Origin of the sequence: Streptomyces sp., from assembly GCF_036524955.1 — a bacterium.
Lineage (GTDB): Bacteria > Actinomycetota > Actinomycetes > Streptomycetales > Streptomycetaceae > Actinacidiphila.
This window is the reverse complement of sequence record NZ_DATDBG010000089.1, coordinates 1-25,846: the sequence shown is the minus strand read 5'-3', so window position 1 is coordinate 25,846 and position 25,846 is coordinate 1. Positions and strand designations below refer to the sequence as shown.

The 25,846-nt window shown below is 73.1% G+C and carries 17 protein-coding genes and 1 pseudogene; 5 read left to right on the top strand and 13 right to left on the bottom strand.

The annotated features are described in order from the left end of the window. Positions 1 to 67: 67 nt before the first annotated feature. From hflX to miaA, 5 genes are all read right to left on the bottom strand, one after another. On the bottom strand, positions 68 to 1,564 hold the full coding sequence (gene hflX, locus VIW71_RS08325) for a GTPase HflX (protein WP_331621394.1): 1,497 nt from the start codon (positions 1,562 to 1,564) through the stop codon (positions 68 to 70). A 240-nt stretch (positions 1,565 to 1,804) separates the two neighbouring features. Further along, positions 1,805 to 4,087 (bottom strand): RelA/SpoT family protein, encoded by a 2,283-nt coding sequence (locus VIW71_RS08320; protein WP_331621393.1) that lies wholly within the window; start codon positions 4,085 to 4,087, stop codon positions 1,805 to 1,807. 284 nt (positions 4,088 to 4,371) lie between these two features. Beyond that, entirely contained in the window at positions 4,372 to 5,283 is a 912-nt protein-coding gene (gene dapF, locus VIW71_RS08315) for a diaminopimelate epimerase (RefSeq protein ID WP_331621392.1), read from the bottom strand. 108 nt (positions 5,284 to 5,391) lie between these two features. Then, positions 5,392 to 5,994, bottom strand: a complete 603-nt coding sequence (locus tag VIW71_RS08310) for a hypothetical protein (RefSeq protein WP_331621390.1) — start codon at positions 5,992 to 5,994, stop codon at positions 5,392 to 5,394. Positions 5,995 to 6,098: 104 nt separating this feature from the next. After that, positions 6,099 to 7,013, bottom strand: a complete 915-nt coding sequence (gene miaA, locus VIW71_RS08305) for a tRNA (adenosine(37)-N6)-dimethylallyltransferase MiaA (RefSeq protein ID WP_331621388.1) — start codon at positions 7,011 to 7,013, stop codon at positions 6,099 to 6,101. A 224-nt stretch (positions 7,014 to 7,237) separates the two neighbouring features. On the opposite strand from miaA, the gene VIW71_RS08300 reads away from it, so the two are divergent. Beyond that, complete coding sequence (locus VIW71_RS08300) at positions 7,238 to 7,465, top strand: antitoxin (RefSeq protein WP_331621386.1); 228 nt, start codon at positions 7,238 to 7,240, stop codon at positions 7,463 to 7,465. A gap of 156 nt (positions 7,466 to 7,621) precedes the next feature. Here VIW71_RS08300 and VIW71_RS08295 read toward each other — a convergent pair whose 3' ends face one another. After that, a complete protein-coding gene (locus VIW71_RS08295) occupies positions 7,622 to 8,338 on the bottom strand; it encodes a class III extradiol dioxygenase subunit B-like domain-containing protein (RefSeq protein WP_331621385.1) in 717 nt (238 codons plus the stop codon). 163 nt (positions 8,339 to 8,501) lie between these two features. Then, positions 8,502 to 9,983, bottom strand: coding sequence for a tRNA (N6-isopentenyl adenosine(37)-C2)-methylthiotransferase MiaB (gene miaB, locus VIW71_RS08290; RefSeq protein ID WP_331621384.1), 1,482 nt, complete (start codon positions 9,981 to 9,983; stop codon positions 8,502 to 8,504). 82 nt (positions 9,984 to 10,065) lie between these two features. On the opposite strand from miaB, the gene VIW71_RS08285 reads away from it, so the two are divergent. Beyond that, a complete protein-coding gene (locus tag VIW71_RS08285) occupies positions 10,066 to 11,175 on the top strand; it encodes a TAXI family TRAP transporter solute-binding subunit (RefSeq protein WP_331621383.1) in 1,110 nt (369 codons plus the stop codon). A gap of 133 nt (positions 11,176 to 11,308) precedes the next feature. Here the strand turns inward: VIW71_RS08285 and VIW71_RS08280 are convergent, their stop codons facing one another. Next, positions 11,309 to 12,745, bottom strand: a complete 1,437-nt coding sequence (locus VIW71_RS08280; RefSeq protein WP_331621381.1) for a sensor histidine kinase — start codon at positions 12,743 to 12,745, stop codon at positions 11,309 to 11,311. A 22-nt stretch (positions 12,746 to 12,767) separates the two neighbouring features. Continuing rightward, complete coding sequence (locus tag VIW71_RS08275) at positions 12,768 to 13,526, bottom strand: response regulator transcription factor (RefSeq protein WP_331621380.1); 759 nt, start codon at positions 13,524 to 13,526, stop codon at positions 12,768 to 12,770. 382 nt (positions 13,527 to 13,908) lie between these two features. On the opposite strand from VIW71_RS08275, the gene VIW71_RS08270 reads away from it, so the two are divergent. Next, positions 13,909 to 15,621: an FAD-dependent monooxygenase gene (locus VIW71_RS08270; RefSeq protein ID WP_331621379.1), complete on the top strand. Its 1,713-nt coding sequence runs from the start codon at positions 13,909 to 13,911 to the stop codon at positions 15,619 to 15,621. Positions 15,622 to 15,766: 145 nt separating this feature from the next. On the opposite strand, the pseudogene recX reads toward VIW71_RS08270, so the two are convergent. The 4 genes and pseudogenes from recX to VIW71_RS08250 form a co-directional block, all read right to left on the bottom strand. After that, positions 15,767 to 16,435, bottom strand: a pseudogene (gene recX / locus VIW71_RS08265) (recombination regulator RecX); the annotation flags it as partial. Further along, complete coding sequence (gene recA, locus VIW71_RS08260; protein WP_331621377.1) at positions 16,398 to 17,513, bottom strand: recombinase RecA; 1,116 nt, start codon at positions 17,511 to 17,513, stop codon at positions 16,398 to 16,400. The gene recA and the pseudogene recX, both read right to left, overlap by 38 nt. 148 nt (positions 17,514 to 17,661) lie before the next feature. After that, complete coding sequence (locus VIW71_RS08255; protein ID WP_414720695.1) at positions 17,662 to 18,885, bottom strand: AI-2E family transporter; 1,224 nt, start codon at positions 18,883 to 18,885, stop codon at positions 17,662 to 17,664. A gap of 117 nt (positions 18,886 to 19,002) precedes the next feature. Then, positions 19,003 to 19,197 (bottom strand): DUF3046 domain-containing protein, encoded by a 195-nt coding sequence (locus tag VIW71_RS08250; RefSeq protein WP_331621376.1) that lies wholly within the window; start codon positions 19,195 to 19,197, stop codon positions 19,003 to 19,005. Positions 19,198 to 19,374: 177 nt separating this feature from the next. Between VIW71_RS08250 and VIW71_RS08245 the strand changes: the two genes are divergently transcribed. Both VIW71_RS08245 and VIW71_RS08240 read left to right on the top strand, forming a co-directional pair. Then, complete coding sequence (locus tag VIW71_RS08245) at positions 19,375 to 24,018, top strand: ATP-dependent helicase (RefSeq protein ID WP_414720694.1); 4,644 nt, start codon at positions 19,375 to 19,377, stop codon at positions 24,016 to 24,018. Between the two features lie 122 nt (positions 24,019 to 24,140). Beyond that, positions 24,141 to 24,968, top strand: a complete 828-nt coding sequence (locus tag VIW71_RS08240; RefSeq protein ID WP_331621374.1) for a DNA-formamidopyrimidine glycosylase family protein — start codon at positions 24,141 to 24,143, stop codon at positions 24,966 to 24,968. Positions 24,969 to 25,846 lie beyond the last annotated feature (878 nt).

Genomic DNA, 25,846 nt, shown 5'->3' with positions numbered 1-25,846 from the left:
GAGGCGGTCCCCACCCGTTTTCCACAGCGCTACCCGGCGTACAGCACCACCGTCGCGCGGCGAGCCCCTAGTGCCGCGCCGCCAGGGTGAACGGCGTCAGTTCCGCGGCCAGCTCTTCGTGAACCCGCACCCTGAGCAGCGTGCCCTCCGCCGTGTGCTCCTCGGACAGCACCTCACCGCTGCCATGCACCCGGGAGACCAGGCCGCCGTGGGTGTACGGCACCAGAGCCTCGACCTCCACGTCCGGCCGGGGCAGTTCCTCGTCGATCATCCGCAGCAGCTCGTCGATGTTCTGACCACTGCGGGCGGAGACCGCGACGGCGTGCTTCTCGTTGCGCAGCAGCCGCTGGAGGACCAGCGGGTCGGCCGCATCCGCCTTGTTGATCACCACGATCTCGGGCACGTCCAGCGCGCCGACGTCGCGGAACACCTCGCGGACCGCCGCGAGCTGCTCCTCAGGCACCGGGTGCGAGCCGTCCACCACGTGCAGGATCAGATCGGCCTCGCCGACCTCCTCCATGGTGGAGCGGAACGCCTCGACCAGGTGGTGCGGCAGGTGCCGGACGAACCCGACGGTGTCGGCCAGCGTGTAGAGCCGTCCGCTGGGGGTCTCCGACCGGCGCACGGTCGGGTCCAGGGTGGCGAACAGTGCGTTCTCCACCAGGACTCCGGCGCCGGTCAGCCGGTTGAGCAGCGAGGACTTGCCCGCGTTGGTGTAGCCGGCGATGGCCACCGACGGCACCTTGTGCCGCTTGCGCTCCTGCCGCTTGAGGTCGCGGCTGGTCTTCATCTCCGCGATCTCCCGGCGCATCCTGGCCATCTTCTCGCGGATCCGCCGGCGGTCGGTCTCGATCTTGGTCTCACCGGGACCACGGGTGGCCATACCGCCGCCCGAGGAGCCCGAGCCACCGCCACCCATCTGCCGGGACAGCGACTGGCCCCAGCCGCGCAGCCTCGGCAGCATGTACTGCATCTGCGCCAGCGACACCTGCGCCTTGCCCTCCCGGGACTTGGCATGCTGCGCGAAGATGTCGAGGATCAGCGCGGTCCGGTCGACCACCTTGACCTTGACGACGTCCTCCAGATGGATGAGCTGGCCGGGGCTCAGCTCACCGTCGCAGACCACGGTGTCGGCGCCTGTTTCCAGCACGATGTCCCGGAGCTCCTGTGCCTTGCCCGAGCCGATGTACGTGGCCGGGTCCGGCTTGTCGCGGCGCTGGATCACGCCGTCCAGCACCAGGGCACCCGCGGTCTCGGCGAGGGCGGCCAGCTCGGCCAGCGAGTTCTCGGCGTCGTCCACGGTGCCGGAGGTCCAGACGCCGACGAGCACCACGCGCTCCAGGCGGAGCTGCCGGTACTCGACCTCGGTGATGTCCTGGAGCTCGGTGGAAAGGCCCGCGACCCGGCGCAGCGAGGCGCGGTCGGAACGGTCGAGCTGGTCGCCGTCACGGTCCCCGTCGATCTCCATGCTCCAGGCGACGTCCTCTTCCATCAGGGCGTTGGCCCGAAGGCTCTCGGGGAGGCGCTGGCGGTCGTTCGAAGAGGAGGAAGTGGAGGAGGTCATTGGGTCCTTTGTTCGTACCGGTCAGAGGTCGGCGACTCGGTCTCGCGCCGTTCCCACGATGGTCGCACGCGCGAGGGCCGCGGTCACCTGGGTTTCATCGTGCGCACGGTCAGGCGACGCCCCACGACACCCATCCCAACGGTTTCGGAGTCCGAACCATTCCCGGAACCGTCGATTCACCCGGAGTCGTCCACTTTCATGAGGGTTGGCACCGTTTTTCAGCGCCCGCCCGCACATCCCTCAGTGCCGAATCCCCGCGACGGCTGGTTGCGCCCGGTAGACGTCGTAGACCCCCGGCACCGAGCGCATCGCGCGCATCAGGGCGGTCAGCGCCTGCGGGTCGGGCAGCTCCACGGTGTACGTGTGCCGGACACGGTGCTCCTGCGGCGGCTCCACGGCCGCGGACACGATGCCGACGCCCTGCGCGGCGATCACCTCGGTGAGGTCGGCGAGCAGCCGCGGGCGGCTCAGCGCCTCGGCGAGCACGGTCACGCGGTAACCGCTCGGCGGGGTGTCGTCACGCCAGCGCACAGGTAAAGGGGTGCGGCCGGCCGCGGTCATCCGGGTGGCGGTCGGGCATTCGACGCGGTGGACGGCCACCGTGCCGCCGCGGATGACGAAGCCGGTCACGCAGTCCGGCGGCACGGGCGTACAGCAGCGGGCCAGTCGTACGGAGGCGCCCGGCAGGTCGGCGACGGCGACCGGTTCCGCTGTGGGCGGGTGGTCCGCGGCGGGGGTCGGCCGTTCTGTGCGGGCCGTCGCGGGCTGGTCCTCCCCGGTCCCGGGGGGGTGCTGGGTCAGCCAGCGGGTGATGGCGATCCGGGCCGCGGGGGTGGTGGCGTGCTCCAGCCAGTCGGGATCGGGGCCGGACGAGGCGGTGTCGTCCATGAGCAGCTGGAGGGTGTCCCCGTCGCGCAGCCGGGTGCCGAGCGGTGCCAGCCGACCGTTGACCCGTACTCCCACGCACGCGTGGCCGGCCTCGCCGTGCACCGCGTAGGCGGCGTCCACACAGCTCGCGCCCGCGGGGAGCCGGAAGGTGCCGGAGGCGTCGCCGCCCTGCTGGGTGAAGACGGTGATCTCGCGGTCCTGGGCGAGGTCGTCGCGCAGCGCGGTCCAGAAGGTGTCGGGATCGGGCGCCGAGCGCTGCCATTCCAGCAGCCGGGCGAGCCAGCCCGGCCGGGTGGGGTCGACCCTGCCCCACCCTTCGGCCGCGGGGGTCGAGTCGGCCTGCGGTTCGGCCCCGGCCTGGGAGTCCCGGGGCTCTCCCCGGCCGGGGGTGGGGAGCGGGTCACCGAGGGCGATCACGCCGGCCTCCGCGACGCGGTGCATCTGCCGGGTGCGGACCAGGACCTCGGCGATCCGGCCCTGTTCGTCGGCGACAGCGGTGTGCAGTGACTGGTACAGGTTGAACTTGGGCGCGGCGATGAAGTCCTTGAACTCGGCGATCACCGGCGTGAAGCAGGTGTGCAGTTCCCCGAGGACGGCGTAGCAGTCGGCGTCCTCGGCGACCAGGACGAGCAGGCGGCCGAAGTCGCAGCCGCCGAGTCGCGCGCCGCCGCGTTTGAGCTGCAGGCGGTGGACGGAGACGGCGTGCCGGGGCCGGATGGCGACCTCGGCGGCGATCCCGGCGTCGCGCAGCACCGTACGCACCTCCTCGGCGACGGCGGCCAGCGGGTCGGGCAGCGCGGCGTCGGCCTCGATCATGGCGCGGGTGCGGGCGTGCTCCTCGGGGTGGAGGATCGCGAAGACCAGGTCTTCCAGTTCGCTCTTGAGCGCCTGGACGCCGAGGCGCTCGGCGAGCGGGATGAGCACGTCCCGGGTGACCTTGGCGATCCGGGCCTGTTTGTCGGGGCGCATGACGCCGAGCGTGCGCATGTTGTGCAGCCGGTCGGCGAGTTTGATCGACATCACGCGGACGTCGTTGCCGGTGGCGAGCAGCATCTTGCGGAACGTCTCGGGCTCGGCGGCGGCGCCGTAGTCGACCTTCTCCAGTTTGGTGACACCGTCCACCAGGTAGCCGACCTCGTCGCCGAACTCCCGGCGGACCTGGTCCAGCGTCACCTCGGTGTCCTCGACGGTGTCGTGCAGCAGCGAGGCGGTCAGGGTGGTGGTCCCGGCGCCGAGCTCGGCCAGGATGAGGGTGACCGCCAGCGGGTGCGTGATGTACGGCTCGCCGCTCTTGCGGGTCTGGCCGCGGTGCGAGGACTCGGCGAGCAGGTAGGCGCGGCGCAGCGTCTCGACCGCCTCGGGGCCGGCCGCGGGGTGGCGGGCGCGGTGCACCTTGATGAGGTGTTCGATGGCGTCCGGCAGGCTGTCCCGGCCGCCGGAACCGAAGAGTGCGGCGCGGCTGAGCCGACGCAGGTCGATGCGGCGCGGATCGAGGTGCCGCAGGCCCAGACGGCGTGGATCGATGCGGCCCAGGCCGATCCGCCGCGGGTCGAGACGTCGTAGGTCGAGCCGGCGCAGTCCGCGTGGGCGGACCTCCCCGTTGCGTCCGGTGTCCACCGCGTTGTCTGCGCTCATCGGGGCACCTCCGGCAGCGTGAACCGGCTGCGGAAAGCCTCCACGACCCGTGGGGGCCGCGCCGGTGATTGATGCTACCGAGCCCACCACGTGCGGCAGTCACGCTCTCGCCGAGAGTGATCCCCGTCACCCGTTCGAGGGATGGCGTACGGGAAAACTGACCGGATACGTCCGGTTACGGACAAAGCTGCTACGGCCAACGACTCGCCGGTTCCACGACCGTGGGGGCGCACGGTCCTGCCCGCCCCCGCGGTCCTGGGTGGTGCTACGGTCCTGGGCCGGTCCTATGGCCGCGCACCCGGCCCGGTCAGCCAGGCGGGATCGACGGTGCCCTCGGCGAGGATCACCGCGGGTCCGGTCATCTCGATCTCCCCGTCGGTTCCCTCGGTGATCACCAGCCGCCCGCCGGGCACGTCCACGGTGTACGTGACCGGGTGGCCGGTGGCCGCCGGGTCGAGGCCGTCACGGCGGGCGGCGGCGACCATCACCGCGCAGGCGCCCGTACCGCAGGAGCGGGTCTCGCCGGAGCCGCGTTCATGGACCCGCAGGGCCACGTGGCGCGGGCCGCGGTCCACGACGAACTCGACATTGGTGCCAGTGGGGTACGCCTCGGCGGGGCTGACGGCGGGGGTGCGGAGCAGGTCGCCGGCGTCGTCGAGTTCGGCGACGAAGGCGACGGCGTGCGGGTTGCCCATGTTCACGTGCACCGCGGGCCAGCTGCGGGCGTCCACAGCGACGGTGACGGCCCCCTCGGGGAGGACCGCGCGCCCCATCCGGACGGTGATGTCGCCGGGCGTGCCGTCGTCGGCGTCCTTGGCGACGTGCACGGCGCGTACTCCGGCGCGGGTGGCGACGGCCAGGTCCCCGGCGCCGGCCAGGCCCGCGCGCTGGAGGTAGCGGGCGAAGACCCGTACGCCGTTTCCGCACATCTCGGCGATGCTGCCGTCGGCGTTGCGGTAGTCCATGAACCACTCGGCCTCGCCCGTGACGTGGGCGGCCTCGGGGTGCGCGGCGGACCGCACGACCCGCAGCAGCCCGTCACCGCCGATCCCGGCCCGGCGGTCGCACAGCCGCGCCACGTCGGCCGCGGTCAGGTCGAGCAGGCCGTCCGGGTCGGGGACGATCACGAAGTCGTTCTCGGTGCCGTGCCCCTTGAGGAAGGCCAGGGGGGCGGCGCCACGGCGCACGTCAGTCACGTGTCCGATCGTACGCGGGGACCGCCCGGGCCGGGCGCGCGGCGGCCCGGTCGGGGCGGGGCCGGGACCGACGGGCAGGCACCCGCGGTGGTCGGCCCTCCCGGTGTGTCAGCGCAGCCGGGCCACGCGCCAGACGGCGAGGACGGCCAACAGCGCGATCGTCGCGGTGTAAGCGGCGACGAAACGCCAGTCGGCGCGGGCGCCGGAGCCGCGGGGCGGCAGGCCCGGCCAGGTGTGGCCGATCCGGCGGGCGGCGGTCAGTGCCCAGCCGGCCGCGCAGCAGAACAGCAGCAGCCCGAGCATGGCGACGACGGGACCGGCCTCGCCGGACTCGAAGGCGAGCGGGAACGCGAACATCAGGGACCCGCCGACGGCCAGGGCGGTGATCGGCGCCAGCTGCCAGACGCGCAGCCGCCGCTGGGGGCGCAGCGCACGGAAGGACTGGCCGTTCTCCATCGGGGGCAGGTGCTCGGCGGGCTCTTCGCCGGCGTCGAGCGGGCCGAGGAGGTACGGGGGGTCGAGAAGGTCGCGGTCGTCCGGCGCGTCCAGGGAGGCCCGGGGACGGCGGGAGCCCAGCGCCTCCAGCGGTTCGAAGGGCAGCGGCGGCTCCGGGGCGACTGGAAGCTCCCGCGCCGGGTGGGACTCGTGGGACACACCCGAGTCCGCCCCCGTGTCGCGCCCGTGCGGGGTGTCGCGTGGGCCGGCTGCCATCGCCACGCGCCCTCCCGATCTCCGACACCGTAGCTGGTTGTTTGATGATGGCACGGCGGAAGGGCAGCTCCGGGGCCCCGGAGCGTCCCGATGCCATCACGTGATCAGGCTGTGACCGCTTCCCGGAGCAAGGCCATCGCGTGGTCCTCGAGCTCCGCGCCCTGGGCGGTCAGCCAGTGCACCCGCGGATCGCGCCGGAACCACGAGTCCTGGCGGCGCGCGAAGCGTTTGGTGGCGCGTACGGTCCCGGCGCGCGCCTGCTCCTCGGTGCACTCCCCGGCCAGCGCGGCGAGCACCTGCTGATAGCCGAGCGCGCGGGACGCCGTAAGCCCCTCACGCAGCCCGACCGCTTCCAGCGCGCGCACCTCGGCGAGCAGGCCCGCCTCCCACATACGGTCCACCCGCAGGGTGATGCGTTCGTCGAGTACGGGGCGGGGGACGTCGACGCCGATCTGCACGGTGTCGTAGAAGGCCTCGTGCCCGGGGAGGTTGGCGGTGAAGGGACGGCCGGTGATCTCGACCACTTCCAGGGCGCGGACGATGCGGCGGCCGTTGCTCGGCAGGATCGCGCGGGCGGCCTGCGGGTCCACGGCGGCCAGTCGGGCGTGCAGGGCGCCGGGGCCGCGCATGTCGAGTTCGGCTTCGAGCCGGGCCCGTACCGAGGCGTCCGTGCCGGGGAACTCCAGGACGTCGATGGCGGCGCGCACATACAGCCCCGAGCCGCCGACGAGGACGGGGACGCGGCCCGCCGCGTGCAGCCGGTCGATCTCGGCCCGGGCCAGGCGCTGGTAGTCGGCCACGTTGGCGGCCTCGGTGACGTCCCAGATGTCCAGCAGGTGGTGCGGTACGCCCCGGCGCTCCTCGGGGGTGAGCTTGGCGGTGCCGATGTCCATACCACGGTAGAGCTGCATGGAGTCGGCGTTGATCACCTCGCCGCCCAGGGTCCGGGCCAGGGTGACGCCCAGATCGGATTTGCCGGCCGCGGTGGGGCCGACGACGGCGATGACACGGTTCTTCACGACGTCAGTCTCCCAAACATCGGAGGCTTGTCCCGATCGAGTGATCGCCGGGGACGCAGGGCGAGGGCGGGCGGGCGCGGTCCCGGGCCGGGGCGCGCGCCGACGCATGAGCTGCGGGCGCGGACCGCCGCGAGCGCGGGTATGGTCATGAACAGAGAAGGGCGTTTTGCAGTGATATGTGAATTACGCCCGCCCCTTGACCGCCATTCCAGGGAAGGTGCCAGATGAGCTTCATGGACACGCTCAAGGGCAAGCTGGGCATGTCGAAGCAGAAGGCCGCCGACCTCGCGCAGAAGCACGGGGACAAGATCGACACAGGACTCGACAAGGCCGGCCGGACGATCGACGACAAGACCGGTGGCCGGCACAGCGGCCGGATCGACTCCGGCGCGGACCGGGCGAAGGGCGCCGTGGACGACCTCGGAGACAAGGGCGGTACGGGCTCGGCCTGACCGGAGCCCTCGCTCGATCCCCCAGACCGGACGGCCGCGGATTTCCACCATCCGCGGCCTGTCCATGTGCGGGCGCCGCCGCCTGGTAGGGGCGCTGGTACGGCCCGGCGCCGACAGCCCTGCGGCTCGCGGTGCGACTCGCCGCAGGGAGTGTTCCTACGTCCACGCCGCCACGAAGTAGCCCACGCCGTAGGGAGCCGATGCGTGCAGCAGCTCACCCGTGAGGCCGGCGTCCTCCGCGGCCCCGGCGAGCACCTGCCAGGGGGCGCGACCCGCGGCCTTCAGGCTCTGGGCGAGCACCGGGTCGAGGGCGGCCAGGGCGCCGAGGTCCGCTGCGGCGAGGGCCGCGGCGACGGTGGCGTCGAAGGGTTCCGCGCGGTCGTCGAGATAGCCGGGCGCCTTGACGGTACGACAGGCGCTGCCGTCCCCCATGACCAGCAGGGCGACCCGCCCCGCGGCCTGCGCGACGGTCCGGCCGGCAGCGGCGCACCACGCCGGTTCGAGCAGCTCCTCCACCGCGACGCCCTCCACCGGCGCCGCGCGCCAGCCGCGCAGCAGCCACGCGGCGACCGCGAGCGACAGCGGCAGAGGCGGTGGATCCGCGTCGGCGGACTCCTCCGGGGGCACCCCCAGCGCCACGTCGACCGGGACCCCGAACTCCCGGAAGGTCCCGGGCGACCCCTGCGGGAAGACGCCGGGGCCCGGCCGGGTCAGGTGGCCGATCACCACCAGCCGGTCGGGGCGCGAGGCGGCCAGCACTCCCACGGCGTCCGCGCACGCCGCCCGCAGCGCGTCGAGTTCGGGCGCGGCACCCGCCGCGACCTCGGGCACCAGCACGGGCGGACAGGGGCATACGGCAGCGGCGACCAGCATGGTCGCACCCTACCGGCGGCCCGGACCGCGGAGCGACCGGCCGAAGCCCTCAACCGGCGACGTCGACCCGAGACGTCAAACCCGTGGCGTCAGTCCACCGCGTGAGCAGACGCCGTCGTCCCACCGTGCCAACCGGCGCGTCCCACCGCGTCGACCAGCCGCGTCAGCAGACGCCGCACCCGTCCACCGCAGGAGCCGGCGCGGGCGCCCCGATCGTCGGCAGGCCCAGCATCACGCCGGCCGGCCGCTGCGCCGGAGTCGCGTTCCGCCGCTCCCAGGCGTCGCCCGCCCTCGTACGGCGTACCGCGAGCGCGGGCCGCTCGGCGAGCAGGTGGTGCGGGGCGGCGTAGGTGACCTCGACGGTCACCATGTCGCCCGGCCTGACCGGCTCGGCGGGGCGCTCGAAGTGCACCAGGCGGTTGTCGGGCGCCCGCCCGGACAGCCGTCGGGTCGCGTCGTCCTTGCGGCCCTCGCCCTCGGCGACCAGCACCTCGAGGGTCCGGCCGACCTGCTTCTTGTTCTCCTGCCAGGAGATCTCCTCCTGGAGCGCGACCAGCCGCTCGTACCGCTCCTGCACGACGGCCTTCGGGATCTGGCCGTCCATCTCGGCGGCGGGCGTCCCGGGCCGCTTGCTGTACTGGAAGGTGAACGCCTGCGCGAAGCGCGCCTCCCGCACCACGTGCAGCGTCTGCTCGAAGTCCGCCTCGGTCTCCCCGGGGAAGCCCACGATGATGTCGGTGGTGATCGCGGCGTCCGGCATCGCAGCCCGCACCTTCTCGATGATGCCGAGGTAACGATCCTGCCGGTACGAGCGCCGCATCGCCTTCAGCACCCGGTCGGAGCCGGACTGCAGCGGCATGTGGAGCTGGTGCATCACGTTCGGCGTCTCGGCCATGGCGGCGATCACGTCGTCGGTGAAGTCACGCGGGTGCGGCGAGGTGAACCGGACCCGCTCCAGACCCGCCACCGCGCCGGTGGCGCGCAGCAGTTCGCCGAACGCCTCGCGGTCGCCGATGTCCGAGCCGTACGCGTTGACGTTCTGGCCGAGCAGGGTGACCTCGATGACCCCCTCGGCGACCAGCGCCTCCACCTCGGCGAGGATGTCGCCGGGGCGTCGGTCCTTCTCCTTGCCGCGCAGCGCGGGCACGATGCAGAAGGTGCAGGTGTTGTTGCAGCCCACGGAGATCGCGACCCATGCGGCGTACGCGGACTCGCGTCGCGAGGGCAACGTCGAGGGGAACGTCTCCAGCGACTCGACGATCTCCACCTGCGCCTCGTCGGCGATCCTCGCCCGCTCCAGCAGCACCGGCAACTGCCCGATGTTGTGGGTGCCGAAGACGACGTCGACCCAGGGGGCCCGCTTGACGATGGTGTCGCGGTCCTTCTGTGCGAGGCAGCCGCCGACCGCGATCTGCATCCCGGGCCGGGCGGCCTTCTTCGGCACGAGCTGGCCGAGGTTGCCGTAGAGCCGGTTGTCCGCGTTCTCCCGCACCGCGCAGGTGTTGAAGACGACGACGTCGGCTCCGTCGGCGCCCTCGGGCGCCCGGACGTAGCCCGCGTCCTCCAGCAGCCCGGACAGCCGCTCGGAGTCGTGGACGTTCATCTGGCACCCGTAGGTGCGGACCTGGTAAGTACGCGTACTCATAACAATCACCCAGACTACGTGGTCACCGGGGCTCGCCGCCCCGCCTTCCGTGGATCGCCCGCGGCTGGCAGGATCGCGGAGCATGGACCTCCCCCACCACGGCAGAATCGACAGCGGTGGGCCCGAGCGGACCGGCCCCGGGCGCGAGCGCGCCGCCGAGGGGCCCGAGGGGCTCGGGGATCCCGGCGGTCCCGGCGACAGTCCCGAGCGGGCGGGCCGGGCCCGGCGGCGGCGCTCCGTGCAGGCGGCACTCGCCGCGACCTCGGTGTTCGCGCTGCTGCTGTGGTGGCTCCTGCCGTCGAGCGGGCCGTCGTACCCCCGTGCGCCGGTCTCGTTCGCGACGGGCGTGGCCAACGGTGTGTACGAGAAGTACGGGGTGCTGCTCAAAACCGACCTGCGCACCGCGCTCCCGGGCGTCGAGGTGAACCTCATCCACACGGAGGGCTCGGTCGACAACATCAAGCGCGTGGTCTCCGGACGGGCGGACTTCACCATCGCCGCGGCGGACGCGGTGGCCGACTACCACGGTCCCGGAAGGACCGATCTACGGGCCTGTGCCCGGCTGTACGACGACTACATGCAGCTCGTCGTGCCGCGGAACTCCTCGGTGCGCTCCGCCCACGAGCTGCGCGGACTGCGGGTCGGCGTCGGGCAGATGGACTCCGGCGTCCATCTGATCACCAGGCGGCTGCTCGCCGCGGCGGGCCTGGACATCGCCACGGACGTGACGCCGGTGCCGGTCGGCATCGACCAGGCGCCCACGATGCTGCTCGCCGGCAAGCTCGACGCGTTCTTCTGGTCCGGCGGGCTGCCGACCGCCGCGGTGACCGCGATGGCCTCTCCGGCGGCCAGGATCAGGCTGGTGCAGCTCGGCGATCTGGTGGCGAGGTTGCACGCGATGGGGCCGGGAATGCAGTACTACCGACAGGCGGTGATGCCGGCCGACGCGTACCCCATGGCACAGGGCGGCCAGGCCGTCGCCACCATCGCGGTGGCGAACCTGCTGGTCACCACGGATCATCTGCACGCCGGACTGGTGGAACGGCTCACCCGGGCGGTTATCGACAGCCGTGACGAGATCGGCACGGAGGTGCACGCGGCGCAGCTCGTGGACCTGCGCACGGCCGTTTTCACCGATCCGCTGCCGCTGCATGTGGGCGCGGAACGGTACTACCGGTCGGTGAAGCCGTAGCGCGCGCACCCACTGCCTGCGGGTGCGGCCGGCGCGGGACCGTACCGACCGCCGGGCAAGCCGCACCCCCGGACACGGAACCGCACCACCCACCGGGCAAGCCGCGGGACCGCCGCCCCGTCACCCCGCCCCGTCACCCCGCTCCCGCCGGCGCCGTGCGCGGCACCGTGAGGGTGACCTCCAGGCCGTGCGGCTCGCGGCGGGCGTAACCGATCGCACCGCCACCCTGGCTGAGCAGGGCGTGGGCGATGGACAGGCCGAGGCCGGAACCCTGGACGTTCTGGTGGCGGTTGCTGCGCCAGAAGCGGTCGCCGATCCGGGCCAGTTCGTCCTCGGCGAGGCCGGGACCGCTGTCGGCCACGGTGATGGCCACCTCGTCACCGTGGGCCGCGACCCGTACCCGCACCGCCTCGCCGCGTTCGGTGAACTTGATCGCGTTGTCCAGCACGGCGTCCAGTGCGCTGGACAGGGCGACCGCGTCGGCCCAACCCGGCAGCTTCGCCTTCTCCTGCCCCGCCGACGGCTCGGCGAACTCCACCGCGACGCCGGCCCGGTCTCCGACCGGCCGCCAGGCGGCGGTCCTGGTACGGGTCAGCTCGGCGATGTCGGTCACGGCCAGGTGCCGGCCGCCGCGCTCGGCGACCGCGAGGCCGAGCAGGTCGTCCAGCACCTGAGCGAGCCGGTGGCCCTCCTCCTTCACCGACTCCGCCTCGGTGTGGCCGGCGGGCAGTTCCAGGCCGAGCAGCTCGATGCGCAGCAGCAGCGCGGAGAGCGGATTGCGCAACTGATGGGAGGCGTCGGCCACGAAGGCGCGCTGCCGGTCCAGGACGGCTTCCACGTTGTCGGCCATCTCGTTGAACGAGCGGACCAGGCGCCGCAGTTCCGGTGGCCCGCCGGCCGCCGCCACCCGGGACTTCATCCGGCCGGTGGCGATGTCGTGGGTGACCCGGTCCAGCGTGGCGACCGGCAGCAGCACCCACGCGGTGAGCCGTACCGCGAACAGCACCGCGATCGCCATCGCGGCCATCTCACCCGCCGCCAGCAGCAGCCAGCCGTGCAGGATCCGGGAGCGCAGCGCGCCGGTCGGGGAGTCGGTGACGACCACCGCGACCACGTCGCCGTCACGCACGATGGGCGAGGCGACGGCGAGATCACGGTGCTGCCACGGCCACACCTGCCGCGGATCGTGGGCGCGGCGGCCGAGCAGAGCGGCGAGGTAGGCGTCGTAGAGCTCGCCGTTCGGCGGGACCTTCCAGTTCTCGGGGGCGGCGGCCATGGCGGTGCGGTCACGGTAGAAGACACCGGCGCCGATGCCGTAGAGCTGCTGGTAGCGGGCGAGTTCGGAGTGCAGGGTGTGCAGCCGCTCGTCGTCGACCGGGTTGGCCGCGCTCTGCTCGTCGCGGGTGGTGACGAACTGGGCGAGCGCGGCGAACCGCGTGGTGTCGTCGATCCGGTCCACCACGACACGCTGCTGCTGGGCGGCGGCCTGGCTGGCGGCCAGCGGGAAGCCGAGGGCCAGCAGGACGCCGGCCATCAGGATGATCAGCAGCGGGAGGAGTCGCGAACGCACTTGCCTGCGGTCCTGCCTGCCGTCAGCCGGCCGGGACGACGAGGCGGTAGCCGACCCCGCGGACGGTCTCGATCATCGCCGGGGTGCGCAGCTTGGACCGCAGCGACGCCACATGCACCTCAAGGGTGCGTCCCGTGCCCTCCCACGCGGTACGCCACACCTCGCTGATGATCTGCTCGCGGCGGAAGACCACGCCGGGACGTTGGGCGAGCAGCGCGAGCAGGTCGAACTCCTTGCGGGTCAGCGCGATCAGGTCGCCCTCCACGGTGACGCGCCGGGTGGGCAGGTCGATGACGACCGGCCCGAGCAGCAGCTTGTCGGCCGGGTCGGGGGCGGCGGGCTGAGGAGCGACGGGGGCGGTGCCGGCGGCCTGGACCGCGGAGGCGGTGGCCGGGGTGGTGGCTCTGACCGGACGCAGCGGGGGGCGACGGGCGACGGCATGGATCCGGGCCAGCAGTTCGCCGGTGTCGTACGGCTTCACGACGTAGTCGTCCGCGCCCAGGTTGAGGCCGTGGATTCTGGACCTGACATCGGCGCGGGCCGTGACCATGATCACGGGGGTGGGGGTGCGGCGCCTGATCCGGCTGCATACCTCGAAACCGTCCTGGTCGGGCAGGCCGAGGTCGAGCAGCACGCAGTCGTACGGGCCCTCGGTCGGCAACAGGGCCTGGATCGCCTCCTCGCCGCTGCGGGCGTGCCGGACGTCGAAGCCGTGCTTGCCCAGGACGGCGGAGAGGGCGGCGGCGACCCGGTCGTCGTCCTCCACGAGCAACAGGCGCATGGTCACCTCCTCCGGATGGGTTCGCGGTTCGCGGTTCTCGGTTGCGGGGTGCCGGTTCCGGTTTCCCGGTGCCGGTTTCCGGAGCCCGGTCTGCGGTTCTCCGTGGTGGATTGCGGTCCGTCAGGTTCTGGGTTGGGGGTTCTCGTCGCACGCTGTCCGTGGACCGAATCCACGCCGATCGGACAGGGGTGCGTCAAGGGCGTACCGGCTCACTGGGCGGACCGTTACCGAGCCGGTACGCATCGCAGGCGACGGCGGGCGCGCCGGGAGTGCGCCGGGCATGACCGCGGCGCACCGCGCCGAGGGGCGACCGTCGCTTGACGTGGGCAGGCGCAATGAGTTGCATACGCTTTGTGACCGCAACTCTTCCGGGGGCCGCTGCGTGGACCCCGTGATCGTAGCGGGGGCGGGCCCCGTCGGCCTGACCCTCGCTCTCGCGCTGGCCCGCCGTGAAGTCCCCGTCATCGTGCTCGACGAGGCGGAGACGCCGATCGACGCCGAGGGACTGCGGAGCCCACACACCGCGGTTCTCGGCCCGGCGACCGTCGCCCTGCTCGAACGGCTCGGCTACGGCGAGGTCCGCCAGGACGGCACCACCTGGGTGGCCTGGCGTACGTTACGCCGCCGCGCGGAAGTGCTGCGCGTCGACTTCTGGCCCGACACGTCGGACGCCCCCCTGCACCTCGCCCAGCACCGGCTGGAGCACGGGCTCCGGGCTACCTTGCTGACCTGCGGTTCCGTGCGGTTCGTGACCGGTTGCCGGGTGGACGCGATCGAGCAGGACGGACGCGGGATCAGCGTGCGCACCCGGGGAGCGCACGAGACCTGGTGGCGCGGGAGCTATCTGGTGGGATGCGACGGTCCGCGCTCGACGGTACGGAAGCTGCTGGGTGTACGATTCCCCGGCCGCACCGCCGTGGACCGGCACGCGGTGGCCGTGCTGCGGACCGAACTGCCCGAGCCGGGGGTGGCGCTGCTGCACCGGGACCCGCCGGGTGCCCCGGCGGGACAGGAGATCACCGCCCGGCCGCTGCCGGACGGCCTGTGGCGGATGGACTGGTTGCTGCCCGCGCAGAGCCGGCAGCTCACCTCCGACGCCCTGGTGGAACGGCTCCGGGCCACCCTCACCGCCTGGTGCGGCCAGGTGGTGCCGTACGAACTCGTCGGCTCCGCGGACTACGCGGTGCACCAGCGGCTGGCCCGGCGGTGGCGGGTCGGCCGGGCCTTCCTCGCCGGGGACGCGGCGCACCTGATGGGCGCGCTCGGGGCGCAGAGCGTCGAGGAGGGGCTGCGGGACGCGGAAAACCTCTCCTGGAAGCTCTCGCTGGCCTGGCACGACGGTGCTTCTCGCCTTCTGCTGGACAGCTACGAGGCGGAGCGGCGCGGCGCGGTCGGCACCCGGCTGCGAGCCACCGACCAGGCACTTCCGCTGCTCCGGGCGAGCGGCGCGTGGCAGACGGTACGGCAGACGCTGCTGAGCGGATCGGTGCGCGGGCAGGCGGAGTTGCTGACCGACAGCCATCTGGGGCGGGGCGCGGCGGCTGCCTCCTCGGTGTACGCCCGCTCGCCGCTCACCTTGCCGGCGTCGCGGTCCGGCGGAGGCAGGTCCGGCCCTTCGGCGCTGGTCGGGGGGTGCGACACGCCGCCCGGCGGGATGGTCGGCGATGTGCCGGTGACCGCGCTCGACGGCACGGTCGGACGGTTGCGGGACCGGCTCGGACGGGGTCTGCTCGTGGTGCTGGTCGCGCCGGGGACCGGGGTGTGGGAGAGCCGCCACTGGCTGACCGCCGGGCTGATGCCGCGGCTCGCGTCCGCGGTCTCCGCGCTGCCCACCGCTGCCGAACTGGTGGTCGCCGAGACCTACCCGGGCGCGACCGCCCACAGCGTGCTGCTCATCCGGCCCGACGGCCACCTGGTGACGGCCATGATCGGCTGCCGCCCCGCCGAGCTCTACTCCTACGCGGACCTGGCCCGCGGCGGCCCCCCGGTGCCGTCCGACGCCGAGGCCGGCGCTGCGGGCGACCCGAACGACCAGGACGGCGGCGGCCCCGCCAGCGGCCCGGCGGGCACCCGAGTGGGCGGGCGTACGCCTTAGCGGGCGGCGGCGTTACGGCGTCGCCGGGCGGAACCGGTGCGGTGCGGCTGCGCCCTGGCGTTCAGCGGGTGCTCCGGCGCGACGGCGCGGCCGTCGGCCCGTATGCACCTTCCGGCCGTTCCCGGAACAGTCACCGTCCGCGTCCCTACGGTGCCTGCGGCCACAGCTCCTCCTCTTCCGGGGTGTCATGGCTTTCCCCGGTGTACTCGGCGTCCGGGGTGTCCCCGGTGTGGCCCTCTTCTGCGAGGGCGTCGCGGACCACCCGCAGGGCCAGGCCCTCCGGGTACCCCTTGCGGGCGAGCATGCCCGCAAGGCGTCGGACGCGCTTGGCGCGGTCGAGGCCGCGGGTGCCCGGGAGCCGGCGGCGTACCAGCTCGCGGGCGGTCTCCTCTTCCTGCTCGGAGTCGAGGAGCCCGACCGCCTCGGTCACCGACTCCGCGTCCACACCCCGGTGGCGGAGTTCCCGTGCGAGGGCGCGGCGTGCGAGGCCGCGGCCACGGTGCCGGGATTCCACCCAGGCGTTGGCGAACGCCTGGTCGTCGATCAGCCCCACGTCCTGGAAGCGCTCCAGGACGTGCTCGGCGACCTCATCGGGGATCTCTCTCTTCCGCAGGGCGTCGGCGAGCTGCCTGCGGGTGCGGGGTGTTCCGGTGAGCAGGCGCAGGCACAGCGCCCGCGCCTGCTCCTCGGGATCAAGCGGCGGCTCTCGCGAGGCCCTCGACTCGGAAGAGCCGCCGCGTTCCTGGGACCCGCGCGCCATGGCGTCAGGCATGGCGTCAGGCCTTGGCGGCGGTGGCCTTGGTCGCCTTCTTGGGAGCCGGGACCTCGGCCTTGGCGACTGCCTCGACGGGACCGGAGGCGTCGGCGCCCGGCTGCGCGCCCGGGGCCTCCGTCTTCGCGACCCCGACGCCGAGCTTCTCCTTGATCCGCTTCTCGATCTCGTCCGCCAGATCGGGGTTGTCCTTGAGGAAGTTGCGGACGTTCTCCTTGCCCTGGCCGAGCTGGTCGCCCTCATAGGTGTACCAGGCACCGGACTTGCGGATGAAGCCGTGCTCGACGCCCATGTCGATCAGGCCGCCCTCGCGGCTGATGCCCTGGCCGTAGAGGATGTCGAACTCGGCCTGCTTGAAGGGAGGCGCGACCTTGTTCTTCACGACCTTGACGCGGGTGCGGTTGCCGACCGCGTCGGTGCCGTCCTTGAGGGTCTCGATCCGGCGGATGTCGAGGCGGACAGAGGCGTAGAACTTCAGCGCGCGGCCGCCGGTGGTGGTCTCCGGCGAGCCGAACATCACGCCGATCTTCTCGCGGAGCTGGTTGATGAAGATGGCGGTGGTCTTCGACTGGTTGAGCGCGCTGGTGATCTTGCGGAGCGCCTGGCTCATCAGCCGGGCCTGCAGACCCACGTGCGAGTCGCCCATCTCGCCCTCGATCTCGGCCCGCGGCACGAGGGCTGCCACGGAGTCGATCACGATCAGGTCGAGGGCGCCGGAGCGGACCAGCATGTCCACGATCTCCAGGGCCTGCTCACCGGTGTCCGGCTGGGACAGAATGAGGTTGTCGGTGTCGACACCGAGGGCCTTGGCGTACTCCGGGTCGAGTGCGTGCTCGGCGTCCACGAACGCCACCGTGCCGCCGGCCCGCTGGGCGTTGGCCACCGCGTGCAGGGTGAGAGTGGTCTTGCCGGAGGACTCCGGCCCGTACACCTCCACCACCCGGCCGCGCGGCAGCCCACCGACGCCGAGTGCCACGTCCAGGGCGGTCGACCCGGTGGGGATGACCTCGATGGGCTCATTCGGCCTGTCGCCGAGGCGCATGACCGCGCCCTTGCCGAACTGCCGTTCAATCTGTGCGAGCGCGGCGTCGAGCGCCTTCTCACGGTCGTTTCCTGCCATGGGTTCCACCCGGGATGTCTGGTTCGATCGCTTCACGTCCACGACGCTAGCGCCTGCCACTGACAATGGGCCCGGACATCGCCCCGGGCTGTGGATAACTCAGTGCCCCCATAAGAATGGATGTTCGAATTTTATGTCAAGCAACCATCTACCTGGCGCGCGGGTCGGTGACCTCGTAACGCCGCACATAGGCGGCGAGGAAACCTTGCAGCGTGGCGGTCACCGGGACGGCGATGAGCGCGCCGACCGCTCCCAGCAGGGCGGTTCCGGCGACTACCGAGCCGAAGGCGACCGCCGGGTGGATGTCCACGGTGCGCGCGGTGATCCGCGGCTGGAGCAGGTAGTTCTCGAACTGCTGGTAGACCACGACGAAGCAGAGCACCCACAGGGCGTCCCACGGCGCCTCGGTGAAAGCGATGAGGACCGGCAGCGCGCCCGCCAGGTAGGTGCCGACCGTCGGGATGAACTGCGACACCAGGCCCACCCAGACCGCGAGGGCCGGCGCGTACGGCACGGCGAGCACCTGGAGCAGGATGTAGTGCGCGACGCCGGAGATCAGGGCCATCAGCGCGCGGGAGTAGAGGTAGCCGCCGGTCTTGGCGACCGCGATGTCCCAGGCGCGCAGCACCTCCGCCTGGTGGGCGGGCGGCAGCATCGAGCACAGCGTGCGGCGCAGCCGCGGTCCGTCGGCGGCAAGGTAGTACGTGAACAGCAGCACCGTGAAGAGTTGGAACACCGTGCCGATGACGGTGGCCGAGATGCCCCAGACGCTGCTCGCGCCGCTTCTGAGATAGGTGCGGACCCAGTCCGAGTGCAGGACCCGGTCCTGGAGCCTGCTGGTGTCGAGGTCGGCGTGGAAGGTCTTGTTGATCCAGACGACCACGTCGTGGACGTAGTCCGGCAGGTTCCGCACGATGGTGCCGATCTGGTCCGCCACCAGTGAGCCGAGCGCCAGCAGGAAGCCCGCCGCGGCAAGCAGCACCACGATCAGCACCAGACCGGTGGCGGCTCCGCGGCGCCAGCCGCGCCTGGCCAGCCAGTCCACGGCGGGCTCGATCGCCAGGGCGCAGAAGAACGAGATCAGTACGTTGACGAGCAGGCCGACCAGCCGGCTGAAGGCCCAGTGCGCGAACTGGTAGCAGGCCACGAGGGCGAGCGCGAGGACGAGCGCGCGGGGCAGCCAGCGCGGCATTCGGGAACGGCCAGGCTGGTCGGGCGGCCCGCCGGCACCGGGGGGCGGGGGGCTCGCAGGTGGCGACCCCGCGCCCGGCCCCCCGGGCGGCGTGCCTGCGGGCGGCGGATCCGTACCGGGCCCCGTGGGCGGTCGCGGCGGCGCGACCGCCCGGTCAGGGGTCTCGTCGGTTCCTGCCACGGGCCAAGTCTGGCCTTGTACGGCGTGAAGTACTGGTACCGACCCGTTTGCGACATTTTCGGGGTGGTCTGGGAACTGCCGGACGCCGCCCTCGCACGCGCCCGCCTCGGAGAGGGCTCAGCGCCGGGCGGCCGGTACGTCCATGGCGGCGCACACCGCCCGCCACACGTCCTTGGCCTCCCAGCCGTCCTCCAGCGCCTGCATGACCGTACGGCCGCCCAGCTCGGACATCACATGGTCACGCGCGAAGGAGTCGGCGTAGGTCTCGCCGAAGTGCGCGCGCATCCGCTCCCAGAAGATCGTCAACCGCATGGCTGCAAGTATCCCGCGCGCGGAGGGTCCGAGCGGAGTCGCGGGGTGGTCCGAGCCACCCCGACCTTCGAGCGGCGCCGCCGTTCCGGGAAGGGCGTGGTCGGGGCGAGAAAGTTATCCACAGGCCGCGGGGGTGAGGACAGCGCGGTGTCGGTGGGGCGAGGCAGGATGGATGCCATGTCCGATCACAGCAGTCTCGAAGCCTTCTCCCCCGCCACCCGCGCGTGGTTCACGGGGGCGTTCCGCGAGCCCACCGCCGCCCAGGCCGGCGCGTGGACGGCCATCGCGGGGGGCTCCGACGTGCTGGTCGTGGCGCCGACCGGTTCGGGCAAGACACTGGCGGCTTTCCTGGCCGCGCTGGACCGGCTGGCCGCCTCCCCACCGCCGGCCGAGGCCCGCCGCCGCTGCCGGGTGCTGTACGTGTCGCCGCTGAAGGCTCTCGCGGTGGACGTGGAGCGAAATCTGCGCAGCCCGCTCGCCGGCTTGCGGCAGGAGTCGGTGCGGCTGGGGCTGCCGGAGCCGGAGGTGCGGGTCGGCATCCGGTCCGGGGACACGCCGCCCGCAGAGCGCCGTGCCCTGGTCACCCGGCCGCCGGACATCCTGATCACCACACCCGAATCGCTCTTCCTGATGCTCACCTCGGCTGCCCGCGATGCCCTGAGCGGTGTGGAGACGGTGATCCTGGACGAGGTGCACGCCGTGGCGGGCACCAAGCGCGGCGCGCATCTGACCGTCTCCCTGGAACGCCTCGACCGGCTGCTGGACCGGCCGGCCCGCCGGATCGGCCTGTCCGCCACGGTCCGCCCGGTGGACGAGATCGCCCGCTATCTGTCGCCGCAGCGCCGGGTGACCGTCGTGCAGCCGCCGTCCGAGAAGCACTTCGACCTGTCGGTGGTCGTGCCCGTGGAGGATCTGGGCGAGCTGGGCGGCTCACCGGTGGCCGAGCACACCGGGCCCGCGGCGGGCCCGGCCGAGCGCCCGTCGATCTGGCCGCACGTCGAGGAGCGGATCGCCGACCTGGTGCAGGCACACCGTTCCACGATCGTCTTCGCCAACTCCCGCCGCCTGGCCGAGCGGCTGTGCAACCGGCTCAACGAGATCGGGTACGAGCGGGCCGAGGGCGAACCGCTGCCCGATGCGCACTCCCCCGCCGAGATCATGGCCGAGTCGGGCGCGGCCCGGGGCGCCCCGCCGCTGCTGGCCCGCGCCCATCACGGCTCGGTCTCCAAGGAGCAGCGGGCTCTGGTCGAGGAGGACCTCAAGGCGGGACGGCTGCCCGCGGTGGTCGCCACGTCCAGCCTGGAGCTCGGTATCGACATGGGGGCGGTCGACCTGGTCGTCCAGGTCGAGTCGCCGCCGTCGGTCGCCTCCGGGCTGCAACGGGTCGGCCGCGCCGGGCACCAGGTGGGAGCGGTCTCCACCGGGGTGGTGTTCCCCAAGTACCGCGGCGATCTGGTGCAGTCCGCAGTGGTCACCGAGCGGATGCGGCAGGGCGCGATCGAGTCGCTGCGGGTACCGGCGAACCCGCTGGACGTGCTGGCCCAGCAGATCGTCGCGATGACCGCGATGGACGCCTGGGACGTCGACGAACTGCTGGCCGTGGTGCGCCGGGCGGCGCCCTTCGCCTCGCTGCCGCACTCCGCGTACACCGCGGTGCTGGACATGCTGGCGGGCCGCTACCCGTCGGACGCCTTCGCCGAGCTGCGCCCGCGCCTGGTGTGGGACCGGGTGGCGAACACGCTGACGGGCCGGCCCGGCGCCCAGCGGCTGGCGGTCACCTCCGGCGGCACGATCCCGGACCGCGGCCTGTTCGGCGTCTTCCTGGCAGGGGCCGACCCGAAGAAGGGCGGCGGCCGGGTCGGCGAGCTGGACGAGGAGATGGTCTACGAGTCCCGGGTCGGCGACGTCTTCACCCTGGGCACCACCTCCTGGCGGATCGAGGACATCACCCGCGACCGCGTACTGGTCTCCCCGGCGCCCGGGGTGCCGGGGCGGCTGCCGTTCTGGAAGGGCGACCAGCTCGGCCGGCCGCTGGAGCTGGGCCGGGCGCTCGGCACGTGGCTGCGCGAGGTGGGCGCGCTCGCCCCCGAGCCGGCCAGGGAGCGCCTGACCGCGGCCGGCCTGGACACCTGGGCCGCCGACAACGTGCTGGCCTATCTGACCGAGCAGCGGCAGGCGTGCGGCCACGTGCCGGACGACCGCACGATCGTGGTCGAGCGCTTCCGCGACGAACTGGGCGACTGGCGGGTGATCATCCACTCCCCCTTCGGCGCCCAGGTGCACGCCCCGTGGGCACTCGCGCTCGGCGCCCGGCTGCAGGAGCGGTTCGGTCTGGACGCGCAGGCGATGCACGCCGACGACGGGATCGTGCTGCGTCTGCCCGACGCCGACCTGATGGGCCTGGACCTGCTGGACTCCGACCCCGGGCTGCGCGGCGCGGAGTTCGACCCCGAGCAGCCACCGGTCGGCGCCGCGGACGTCGCCTTCGACAAGGCCGAGGTGGAGCAGATCGTCACCGACCAGGTCGGCGGCTCGGCCCTGTTCGCATCGCGGTTCCGGGAGTGCGCCGCCCGCGCCCTGCTGCTGCCGCGTCGCAGTCCGGGCAAGCGCACCCCGCTGTGGCAGCAGCGCCAGCGGGCCTCGCACCTGCTCCAGGTGGCCTCGGAGTTCGGCTCGTTCCCGATCGTCCTGGAGGCGGTCCGGGAGTGCCTGCAGGACGTGTTCGACGTGCCGGGCCTGGTGGAGCTGATGGGCGACATCGAGGCGCGCCGGGTCCGGCTGGTCGAGGTCACCACGCCCGAGCCGTCGCCCTTCGCCCGCTCACTGCTCTTCGGCTACGTGGCACAGTTCCTCTACGAGGGCGACTCGCCGCTGGCCGAGCGGCGGGCGGCGGCTCTCTCCCTGGACTCGCGGCTGCTGGCCGAGCTGCTGGGCCAGGCGGAACTGCGGGAGCTGCTGGACCCGGAGGTACTGGCCGAGCTGGACCGGGAACTGCAGTGGCTCACCGAGGACCGCCGCGTCAAGGACGCCGAGGGGGTCGCGGACCTGCTGCGGATGCTGGGGCCGCTGACCGGCGCGGAGCTGGTGGCCCGGGGCGCGGACCCGGCGTGGGCGGCGGAACTGGAGTCGGCCCGGCGGGCGATCCGGGTGCGGATCGCGGGGGCGGAGCACTGGGCGGCCGTCGAGGACTCGGCGCGGTTGCGGGACGCGCTGGGTACGGCGCTGCCGGTGGGGGTGCCGGTGGCGTTCACCGAGCCGGTGAAGGACCCGCTCGGAGATCTGCTGGCGCGGTACGGGCGGACGCACGGCCCGTTCACCACCGGCGACGCGGCGGCCCGGTTCGGCCTGGGCGCGGCCGTGGCCGACGGCACCCTGCACCGGCTGACGGCGGCGGGTCGGATGGTGCAGGGCGAGTTCCGGCCGGGCGGGGCCGGGCAGGAGTGGTGCGACACGGCGGTGCTGCGGCGGCTGCGGCGCCGTTCGCTGGCGGCGCTGCGGCAGGAGCTGGAGCCGGTGCCGCCGGCGACACTCGGCGTGTTCCTTCCCCAGTGGCAGCACGTGGGCACGCACAGCCTGCGCGGGGTGGACGGACTGGCACGGGCCGTCGAGCAGTTGCAGGGCGCGGTCGTTCCCGCCTCGGCCCTGGAGAAGCTGGTCCTGCCGTCCCGGGTGACCGGCTACACCTCGGCGATGCTGGACGAGCTGACCGCCTCGGGCGAGATCCTGTGGGCCGGCGCCGGTGCCCTGCCGGGCAAGGACGGCTGGGTCTCGCTCTATCTCGCCGACAGCGCGCCCCTGCTGCTGCCCGCGCCGCAGCCGATGGAACCGACGCCGCTGCACGAAGCGGTGCTGACCGCGCTCTCCGGGGGCTACGGGCTGTTCTTCCGGCAGATCGCCGATCAGGTACGGGCCGCGGGGCTGGACGCCACCGACCCGCAGATCGCCGACGTGGTCTGGGACCTGGCCTGGTCGGGCCGGCTCACCAATGACACGCTCGCCCCGCTGCGGGCGCTGCTCGGTTCCGGCCGCACCGCGGGGTCCACCGCGCACCGGGCGCCCCGCTCGGTCCCGCGCGGCCGCTACAGCTCGCTCGCCGCCCGGGCCCCGCGCGCCACCGCCTCGCGCACCGGCCCGCCCACGACCGCGGGCCGCTGGTCCCTGGTGCCCACCGCCGAACCCGACCCCACGCTGCGCGCGCACGCGCTCACCCACACCCTGCTCGACCGGCACGGCGTGGTCACCCGGGGGGCGGTGGCCGCCGAGGGCGTGCCGGGCGGCTTCGCCGCGGCGTACCGAGTGCTGTCCGCCTTCGAGGAGACCGGCCAGGCCAGACGCGGCTACGTCGTGGAGGGCCTTGGCGCGGCGCAGTTCGCGATGGACGGCGCCGTGGACCGGCTGCGCGCCCTGAGCACCACCCGCGAACGGCTGGAGGAGCGCGCCTTCCGCACCCGCACGGTGGTCCTCGCCGCCGCCGACCCCGCCAACCCCTACGGCGCCGCCCTCCCCTGGCCCGACCAGCCCGTCGGCGTCACCCACAAACCCGGCCGCAAGGCCGGCGCCCTGGTCGTTCTCACCGACGGCGACCTCGCCCTCTACGTCGAACGTGGCGGCAAGACCCTGCTGTCCTGGCCCATGGAGGACATACGTCTCCAGGCCGCCGCGGACGCGCTCGCTCTCGCCGTCCGGGAGGGCGCCCTTGGCCGCCTCACTGTGGAGCGCACCAACGGCGAGCCCGCCCTCACCTCCCCCATGGGCCAGGCCCTCGAAGCGGCCGGCTTCCACGCCACCCCCCGCGGCCTGCGACTGCGCAACACCGGCTGACGCCAACGGCCGGGCGGCCCCGAACAGGGCCAGGGGTCCGGACGGCCCCGAGCAGGACCACCGGAGTACGGCCCCCCTCGGCCGCGGGACGCCCTCTGTGCCGCACCCGGCATCATGGAGGGGTGCCCGAGGGAGATACGGTCTGGCTGACCGCGCACCGGCTGCACGCGGCGCTGGCCGGGAGGCCTCTGGTGCGGGCCGACTTGCGGGTGCCGCGGCTGGCCACGGTGGATCTGGTGGGGCGGCGGCTGCTGGAGGTGGTGTCGCGGGGCAAGCACCTGATGGCACGGCTCGAAGGGGAGGTCACGCTCCACTCACACCTGCAGATGGACGGTGACTGGCACCTCTACGCGCCCGGGGAGCGGTGGCGCGGGGGTCCCGGACATCAGGTGCGGGCCGTGCTGGAGACGGATGCGCGGACGGCTGTGGGGTACCGGTTGCCGGTGCTGGCGCTGCTGGCGACGGCCGAGGAGGACGAGGTGGTCGGACACCTCGGTCCTGACCTGCTCGGCCCGGGCTGGGACCCGGTGCGGACGCTGGAACGGCTGGCGGCCGATCCGGACCGGCCGCTCGGGGAGGCGTTGCTGGACCAGCGCAATCTTGCCGGGATCGGCAATGTGTATGTGGCCGAGCTGTGCTTCCTGCGCGGGGTGACGCCGTGGACGCCGGTCGGGGAGGTGCAGGCGCCGGAGAAGCTGGTCGTGCTGGCGAAACGGTTGCTGGAGGCGCACAAGACCCGCGTCGGCCACGTGACGACCGGAGACACGCGGCGCGGCCGTACGAACTGGGTGTACGGCCGGGAGCACCAGCCGTGCCTGCGGTGCGGTACGCCCATCAGGGCCGGGCAGCACGGTCCAGGAGGGCAGCGCCGAGTGGCCTACTGGTGCCCGCGCTGTCAGCGTGGTCCGGCCGCCACGGCGGGCTGGGCCCCCGCGGGCCCGGGAGCGTAGGCGGACCGGACGCGCTGCCCGGGGAGCGGGCGGACGCCGGGAGCGAGGGCCGGGTCAGGGCGTACAGCGCTGGGCCGTACGCCCTGGCGCCTTACCGAGGCATCACGCGCGACCGAGGCATCACGCGCGTCCGGATCGGGGCCGGGGCGGGAGTACGACCCGGTGTCGGGGCCGTCCCGGCGCGGCACCGCGTGCAGGGGTATGAGGCCCAGGCTCCATCCGCCCGCGGCCATCGCCCCCTCCCACGGGCCGACGGCGTCGGGCCGCACCGCGAGCTGCAGCGCCGCCCACCACCACAGCGTTCCGCCCACCACCGCGATCCCGCGGCTCACCGTCCCGCGGGACCAGGGACGGACTTCCCGGAGTACCCGGGGTGCACACATGGCCGCCTCCTTCGGACCCCGAGGTCACGGCGGGAAACCACAGCCGATCGAGCCGGACGCGATTTCCCGTACTCAGCAGCGATGCCCTCATCCCATGATCACTAGCCTTCGCCCCGGCGCGGCCGACCGACGTTCACCCGAAAGGAGCAGTCGGCAATCGCCGGACAGCCGCACCCGGCGACGACCGGCGATGTCGAGAACGCCCGTCGTCACGGAGAGCCATGCCGCACGCGTCAGACGTTCTCAGCCTCGGACAGCCACCCGACTGTCCGCGCCTCGCCATATTGTTCACCGTAAGTGACCAAACGGGAGGGCTTCCGGCCAACAGTCCGGGAGCCCTCCCATGTGTTCCAGGTGCGTCTGTGTTCCAGGTGCGTCACGGCACCCCACGCATCCGACGCGACCGGCAACAGCGACACCCGAACGCGCAGGTCAGACGACGCTCACGGCCCTGACCTCACTATGCGTTCTCGGCCTCGAACATCCAGTGATGCT